Consider the following 8338-nt stretch of genomic DNA (forward strand, 5'->3'; position numbering starts at 1 on the left):
CACGACACTACCGGAAACGGCGAACTCGATCGCCTTTCCCGTCGTGGTTAACGTGCCAGCAATAACTGGTTAAGTCGTTTGGATTCTCCGCCATGACTTGCACGTATTTCACCCCGTCCCTGGTTGCCGTTCTGGTTCCAGTCCGCAACTTTGACAAAGACATTCGTTGTCTTACGGATTACCTGCCTGTTCCAAGTGTATTCCAACTCGACAAGATAAGCTTTTTCTTGTCAACCACTTTCGGCGTGTGAAGGCGGTATTTGTCCAATGGATATAGTCTTTTCGGTCTTCCCATATGCTTTTCCTCCCAATTCAATATTCCTGCGGAGAAGCAAAGGTTATGTATTTTAGACAAACAAACCCGATTTTTGAGAAGAAAAACCGCAATTTAGACAAACAAACCGCACCATCAAGCACCATAAAACACCAACGCGACAAACAAATCATCTTTGTTTATCGCGTTGGTATTCACTCGTTTAACCTATCTGAAGGCTATTAATATTCTTCCTCGTTGAAGAAGAAATCTTCTTTACTAGGATAGTCGGGCCAAATATCTTCTATACACTCATATATCTCACCTTCATCTTCCATTTCTTGTAAATTTTCGATTACCTCAAGAGGGGCTCCCGAACGCATTGCATAATCAATCAACTCATCTTTAGTTGCAGGCCAAGGCGCATCTTCCAATTTTGATGCTAATTCTAACGTCCAGTACATAATTATATGCTTTTAATGTTTTCCTTCCAAATTTTCCGCAAAAATAGAATAAAATTTCTCATTCGCAACTATTATTCCAATAAATTTCTTCTATGCCTTCTTCTACATTCATAAAGCGCGATAAGACAAACAGATAATCCGACAATCGATTTATAAAACGAAGAATAAGGTCATCTACTTCATATTGTCCGGCAACTTCACAAATACGTCTTTCCGCCCGGCGACAAACCGTCCGGCAAATATGAGCTTTAACCGCAGCCGGAACTCCTCCGGGCAAAACAAATCGATTGAGCGGCGGCAATACACGGTCAATTTCATCGATCCGCCGTTCTATACGCTCTACATCCGTAGCTTTCATTCGGCTTGCTTCGCGCAATTCGGTAAATGCGGTATCAGTTGCCAGATAAGAACCTACGACAAACAGCTTATTTTGGATAAACTGCAATAGTTCTGTATCTGAAGATGAAACGGGCAAAGTCGCTATCAACATACCCAAGTATGAATTCAACTCATCAACTGTTCCATAAGCCTCTAAACGCACATCATATTTCGAAACACGCTTTCCTCCTACCAAAGAAGTTTGCCCCCGATCTCCTGTCCTCGTATAAATTTTACTTTTCTCCATAATTCATCAATTATATCGATATAATAAACAAATCAGCACCGCCCGGTTCTACCGAAGCAGTGCTAATTTAATCAAATTATATGATTTTCACACAATCATCCGATCATTTTATCCGGAACTTATAAACACATGTCTGCTGATAAGTTTCTCCGGGTTTAAGAATCGTATTCGGGAAATCCGGATGATTAGGAGAATCCGGGAAATGCTGTGTCTCCAAAGCAATACCACAACGGTAATCATACGGCTGTCCGGATTTTCCGGTAGCTGCCCCATCAAAGAAATTTCCGCTATAAAATTGTAATCCGGGCTCTGTGGTCCAAACTTCAAGCTGACGCCCTGTTACCGGTTCGAAAACAGTCGCTGCCCATTCCAAATTCTTATCAGTATGACGGTCTAACACCCAGTTATGATCATATCCCTGACCATTTCGCAATTGAGGGTCATCCATATCTATACGGCTGCCGATTTGGCGTGGTTTCTGAAAGTCAAAAGGAGTTCCGAGAGTTTCCTTTAACTCACCCGTGGGAATCAAAAGACTATCTACCGGAGTAAAATGAGAAGCCCGTATAGTCAACTCATGGGCTAATATATCCCCATTCCCCTCACCCTTAAGATTAAAGAAAGTATGGTTCGTCAAATTAACCGGTGTAGCTTTATCTGTGGTAGCAGTATAATTAATCTCAAAATCATCATTGTCCGTAAGCTCATAAGTCATTTTGACATTCAAATTACCCGGGAAATTCTCTTCTCCATCCGGAGATAAATAAGAGAAACATATCTTATTCGGCATCACGCTATCTACATTCCAAACCACCCGGTCAAAACTTTTAAGGCCACCATGCAAACATTGTCCATTATTATAAGCAGCCAACTGATATTCCTTGCCATCTAAAGTAAATTTACCGTTTGCAATGCGATTCCCGTACCTGCCGATAGCCGCACCGAGAAAACGTTCGCCCGGATTATTGACATAACTATGAATATCCTTATATCCGAGAACTACATCAGACATCTTTCCTGCCCGGTCAGGAGTCCATAAAGAGACCACCCGAGCTCCGTAATTCGTCACTTGCATAGCCATTCCTTTGGCATTTTTCAACGTATAAAGCGCGACTTTTTTACCATCTATAATGGTATCAAATTGCGAATCAGGCAACAAGGTCACTTTCGGACCGGAGTTGCACCCCACTAATAAAGGAAGTAGGAAACATAAAGATAATAACCGTTTCATTTGCGTATGTGATTAGTGATTAACAAATTCAACAAATCGAAAAAGAGATACCCTCTTCACTATGAAACAAAACAACAGGTACACCTTATTTCTAATTATTTTGCGAAAGCAAGATACAAATTTTTTTTGAAAAGCAATATTTAGAATGCAACAATATAATCTTGTTTATTTAATTTAGGATCACAAAATGCAATTCCCAAGTCAAATAGGTCCATTGTCACTCGAATTCTTTCGTCCGATATAAATCTGCGCCACGCATCTAAAGCTCTACTCTCCGAATGTATTCCTTCTATGAGGATAACGGTATTCTCTCCCAAACAGGGGAATAACCGATTATAAATCAATTCATATTCTTGTATATCAGATGGACGGTGAATGCAAATAAAATCGGGCGTGCCAAATTTCAAACATTCTGACAACCCTTCTGAAAAATAAGAGTTGAAAAAACGGATATTTTGCAAGTCAGAAGGTATGACATCTTTCGAGAAATTATAAATACGAGTATCTGGATCTGCGCAAAAAAGTTGAGACCGAGTATTTCCTAAATAAAGACACAAAGACGAAATACCCCAACAAGAACCATATTCAAATATTATATCCGGATGAAATCGGTTGACCATACGGAAAAGCAAGCGCCCATATTTTTCCGAAACAGGTTTGCGTCGTTGAAAATCATCTTGAGTAAGCTGGTTACACACCCGGGTATGCCAAACTTCCTCGATCTGTTGATAGGCATAATAACTATAAGTTTCTTCTATTACTTTGGTTATTAAATTATAAGCAAACGGGGAGTGGACACCGAAACCTTTCCGATGTCTTATTTTACGAAAATTTTTAGTACAATATTGCTTTAAGATACGTTTCGACATATCGTAATCAAACTATTTCCTCAATACAGAACTTAATTTAAGGTCGAGCGCAAAGGTATTGTTTTTTATTTAAAGATGAAAAACAGCTCATAAAATTACTCGTAAACAAATCACATGATATATATTTGTTCCCCAAACTACTTTATTTACAAAGAAATGAAAGAAAAAGACAGCATGGAATGGAAAGTATTGAGCAGTCAGTACATATCTCAAGAACCATGGTTTACCGTACGTAAAGAAAAAGTGCAACTTCCTAACGGAAACACGATCGATTCATATTATGTTTTAGAATACCCTAATTGGGTTAACGTAATCGCAATTACCAAAGACGGGAAATTTATTTTCGAACGACAATATCGTCATGGATTGCGAAGCACTTCATACGAACTGTGTGCCGGAGTTTGTGAAAAAGAAGATTCATCTCCGTTAATCTCCGCACAAAGGGAATTAATGGAAGAGACCGGTTATGGGAAAGGCGAGTGGGAAGAGTTTATGATCATATCTCCCAACCCGGGAACCCATACAAACTTAACCTATTGCTATCTTGCTACTAATGTAGAAAAAATATCCGAACCACATTTAGAAGCGACAGAAGATATACAAGTAAAACTCTTGACTATCGAAGAAGTAAAAGATCTATTGGAAAATAATAAAATAACTCAAGCCCAACATGCTGCTCCCTTATGGAAGTATATTGCATTATACGGGGAAAACAGACATTCTTAAATTTTTATGGATCAATTAGAACAGCTATCAAAGCAAGAGCTCATCGAGTTAGTACATATTTTTGCTAAAAACATGCTGGCATTAGATGGTGTATGGTTTCAATCCATAGAGACTAAGCTCGGCATGGATGAAGCCATAGAGCATGATCAAAATGCATGGAGGAAATATACTGTAATTGAAGCCAAACGTATTAAAACGTTTTTAAAATTACCGGAAAAACCGGGTATAAACGGCTTAAAAAAAGCGCTTGATTTTCATTTTAACGCTTTTCTGAACCAAACAGAAACCCGGATAACCGAAGATACACTTATTTACAAAGTTATTGACTGTCGTGTACAGACTGCCCGTACTCGTAAAGGAATGCCTTTGCATCCTTGCAAATCGGTAGGGATCATAGAATATTCTTATTTTGCAAAAGAGATCGATTCAAGATTCGATTGTGAAACGACAAGCTGCTTTCCCAATATTACCGACCCGACATGTGCCTGCTGTTGGAAATTCACATTACGAAACGAGACTAAAACAGACTGAAAAAGCCCGAAAATATAATTCTATCAAATATCTTAAGCAAACTCCTAAGTTATAATAACACAATACGATTAAACATAAAAAATAACTTTCTGACATTATAATAAAGTATTTTATCGATTTTTTACTTTGATAACCAATTGAAATACTTATCTTTGTAGCGGAAATACTAAAAGAGTGTTATTTTAGTATGTGTGTGTATTGTGAATGTAAAAGCAGGAACTGGCAATATTGCCGATTCCTGCTTTTCTCTTTTAAACATTCCTATATTAATACTGTTTTATAAAACTCCTCCTATCAGCTCTCGTATCATAAGGGACAAGTGTAAAGCCATAAGAAACCTTACCGGGATTCAACTTAATCTGATATTCATTACGAGGCTGAGCTCCCCACGAATTATCACCTCCGATACCCATCATTTTATAATCGATGAAAAGATCTACCAGTTGCTGAGACTTTGCATCGCACGTATGGCGTTGGGTCAAAACCGACGGACGTTGAGGAATATCATCCCTGAATTCCCCACTATCTAAACTTTCAAGGGTATAATTCGAAACATTCATCTCCAACTTATCGTCTGCAACAACCAACAAACCTTTTCCTTTTTTATCGGATAGCGAGAACCAAATAATATCGGTACGGTGACTATTTTCCTGCGGACGAATATACGGCTCAAACATATCTGCCACACGACAAGAATATTCCCCGACAAAACAACTTGTTTTTCTATCCTGATAATTTTCCCACGGACCTCGTCCATAATAAGTAAGGTCAGTAAAATCGACCGGCATTTGCATCCGTAAACCGATACGCGGTATTGCCGGGACATCTTTATTGTTTACAGTAAATGTATTATCTACATTTATTACCCCATCGGCAAAAACTCTATATGACACATTCCAATGAGAATTGATACGACGATAAGGATAACTACATGACACCATCACACCGTTTTCCGTTTTTTCTACCGCAAAATTTTTCGGTACAAGATTCTGGTATGTTGCATCTTTCCAAACCCTCAAACGATTAGGGGTATCCCATCCGTAGTCATTATCCAAAGGCGCTCTCCAAAATACAGGTCTCAGTCCGAAACCATTCAAGATATATTCAGTTCCTTTATATCGGTATGAAGTCATAAAGCCAGAACTCTTATCAAATACGACCTTAAAATCTTTTCCGGATAAAATTACAGAATTCTTATCTTCTTTGACACTGATCGATCCTTGCGGCAATTCGGTCCTTTCCTTTACATAAGTATTTATCGGCATCTGTTCTCTGGCAATTGCATAACCTACGGGCAGAAACGGTTCTGCATCTTTTATTCTGACTTCAAAAAGTATCCGATAATCGACCGAAGCCGGCTGTGCGGAAGGCAATTCTTCTACCTTAATTTGTTTAACCTGCTGAGGAGCAAGACTAAGAGATATATTCCCACTTTTAATAGCCTTACCATCCGCTGTTATCGTATATACGATATCATATTTACTTAAATCGGTAAAGAAAAAACCGTTCTTTATATTTACAGTTCCCTGTATCGGATCGAAATCGGTAAATTTTATATTTTGATAAACTTTTCCCATCTCGATCGTATGAGGTTTAACTTTACGATCGGGATAAACCAGACCGTTAATACAAAAGTCTCCATCCGTAGGCGTACCTTCCTCTCCGAAATCTCCTCCGTAGGCCCAATAAGACTCTCCTTTTGCATTCTTAGCGATCAATCCTTGGTCTACCCAATCCCAAATACATCCGCCTTGCAGTAAATCATATTTTTCGATCGTATCCCAATAATCTTGGAAATTTCCGAGACTGTTTCCCATAGCATGAGCATACTCGCATAATATCAACGGACGATCGGAATTTTTATTCGTAGCATAGTTTCTGATTCCTTCTATGGAACTATACATCGGACAGAAAATATCGGTATTCCACTCCATTCCGGCCCGTTCATACTGTATCGGGCGGGAAGGATCGGTTTCACGAATCCAACGATAAGTATCATAAAAACAAACTCCATTTCCCGATTCATTTCCTAAAGACCAAATAATGACTGACGGGTGGTTTTTATCCCTTTCGACCATACTTCGGGTACGATCCATATGAGCATCCACCCAATCCGGATTATTCGCCAGAGAATGCCCTTTTTGTATATCATATCCCATTCCATGCGATTCTATATTCGCCTCATCAATTACATATAAACCATATTCATCACACAATTGATAAAAACGTTCTGGCTGCGGATAATGACTGGTGCGGACAGTATTCACATTATATTTTTTAAAAAGTTCGAAATCTTTTTGCATCAGTTCTTCCGGAACATAATGCCCCGTATATCCATTATGTTCATGAATATTTACCCCTTTTACAAGTATCGGCTGTCCGTTCACCAATAATTGTTTATCCTTTATCTCAACAGTACGGAAACCTATACGACTGGCTATCGATTCAGAAATTTTTCCATTCCCGTCTTTAATGGTTATCTGCAAAGTATAAAGGTTTGGAGTTTCGGCAGTCCATGCAGCAACATTCGGAAGAACCGCTTTAAAATTCATGGTAGACAGACCTTCTGCAACAGAACGTTTTTCCTCTCCGTCAGCAACAATTTTATTCCGTCTATCGAGAACCTTATACATTACAGTATATGATTGCACTGTGCCCGAAGCATTATTCAGCGTTATATCCAAATCAAGCATGCCATTTTTAAAAGAGTCGTCTAAAGGAGTGCGTGCAAAAAAATCGGCCAGCCGCACTTTCGGCTGGGCATAGACATATACATCTCTCTCAAATCCGGTTAAACGCCAAAAATCCTGACATTCCAAATAATTTCCGTCCGAAAAACGATGTATCTGTACCGCTAACGTATTTTTACCGGGTTTAGCATACTTTGTAATATTAAAACGCGCCGGAGCTTTTGCGGCTTTTGACATTCCGACAAATTTCCCGTTCAGATAGAAGTAAGCCGCACCTTTTACACCATCGGCACTTAAAAAAATATCTTTCCCATTCCAATCGGGAAGATCAAAATCCCGACGATAAGTTCCGGTCGGATTCCACTCTTTAGGAACATAAGGGGGCATAGGATGTTGCAGATACTTGCTATATCCCGCAGAGACAAATTCATAAGGAATATTCGTATAAATAGGATCTCCGAAACCTTGCATTTCCCAATTCCCGGGAACCTGAATATCTTTCCATCTGCTGACATCGTAAGAAGGGTCCATAAAATCTATTGGACGATCATTGAATTGTTCGACATAATTGAACTTCCATTTTCCGTTAAGTAGCAAATAATCTGCCCCTGATGTCGGATTTCCTGCCAATGCACTATCTTCATCTTTATATGAAATAAAACTGGCACGAGCAGGTTCTTTGTTTATACTCACAACTTTCGGATCGGTTATTTCGGCATACCGGTCAGAATTCTGGGCAAAAGCACCGCCCACCATAACCAAAAATAATGATGCAAAAACGGATGTTTTTTTCATGGGTATATTATATTTTATAATTTATCCTCTTTAATATTTGGACAATTTCCCGAAACGAGAATAGACAGCAACATTTTTCATTTAACAAAAAATAACCATATAAGGTCCTTCCGCAAATTTAGACAAATAATACTAAAATCAAACGATGAATAAT

7 protein-coding genes and 1 pseudogene are annotated in these 8338 nt (G+C 38.8%); 2 read left to right on the forward strand and 6 right to left on the reverse strand.

What is annotated here, in order from left to right:
- Window positions 1–50: 50 nt before the first annotated feature.
- The 5 genes and pseudogenes from AC1WHX_RS08490 to AC1WHX_RS08510 form a co-directional block, all read right to left on the reverse strand.
- Window positions 51–295 (reverse strand): annotated as a pseudogene (locus AC1WHX_RS08490) (recombinase); the annotation flags it as partial.
- A gap of 200 nt (window positions 296–495) precedes the next feature.
- Window positions 496–717: a DUF2795 domain-containing protein gene (locus AC1WHX_RS08495; RefSeq protein ID WP_009318182.1), complete on the reverse strand. Its 222-nt coding sequence runs from the start codon at window positions 715–717 to the stop codon at window positions 496–498.
- Between the two features lie 58 nt (window positions 718–775).
- A complete protein-coding gene (locus tag AC1WHX_RS08500; protein WP_122337742.1) occupies window positions 776–1342 on the reverse strand; it encodes a cob(I)yrinic acid a,c-diamide adenosyltransferase in 567 nt (188 codons plus the stop codon).
- A gap of 103 nt (window positions 1343–1445) precedes the next feature.
- Window positions 1446–2573, reverse strand: coding sequence for an aldose epimerase family protein (locus tag AC1WHX_RS08505; RefSeq protein WP_303116606.1), 1128 nt, complete (start codon window positions 2571–2573; stop codon window positions 1446–1448).
- A 140-nt stretch (window positions 2574–2713) separates the two neighbouring features.
- On the reverse strand, window positions 2714–3442 hold the full coding sequence (locus AC1WHX_RS08510; RefSeq protein ID WP_122337741.1) for an O-methyltransferase: 729 nt from the start codon (window positions 3440–3442) through the stop codon (window positions 2714–2716).
- 156 nt (window positions 3443–3598) lie between these two features.
- Between AC1WHX_RS08510 and AC1WHX_RS08515 the strand changes: the two genes are divergently transcribed.
- Together AC1WHX_RS08515 and AC1WHX_RS08520 are read left to right on the forward strand one after the other, a co-directional pair.
- On the forward strand, window positions 3599–4168 hold the full coding sequence (locus tag AC1WHX_RS08515) for an NUDIX hydrolase (RefSeq protein ID WP_122337752.1): 570 nt from the start codon (window positions 3599–3601) through the stop codon (window positions 4166–4168).
- Window positions 4169–4174: 6 nt separating this feature from the next.
- The gene (locus tag AC1WHX_RS08520; protein WP_122337740.1) at window positions 4175–4699 is read left to right on the forward strand and encodes a DUF6125 family protein; all 525 of its coding nucleotides are present in this window, start codon (window positions 4175–4177) and stop codon (window positions 4697–4699) included.
- A gap of 266 nt (window positions 4700–4965) precedes the next feature.
- Here AC1WHX_RS08520 and lacZ read toward each other — a convergent pair whose 3' ends face one another.
- Entirely contained in the window at window positions 4966–8184 is a 3219-nt protein-coding gene (gene lacZ, locus AC1WHX_RS08525; protein ID WP_481229150.1) for a beta-galactosidase, LacZ type, read from the reverse strand.
- Window positions 8185–8338: the final 154 nt, after the last annotated feature.

The sequence above is a fragment of the Coprobacter sp. genome, from assembly GCF_982436375.1.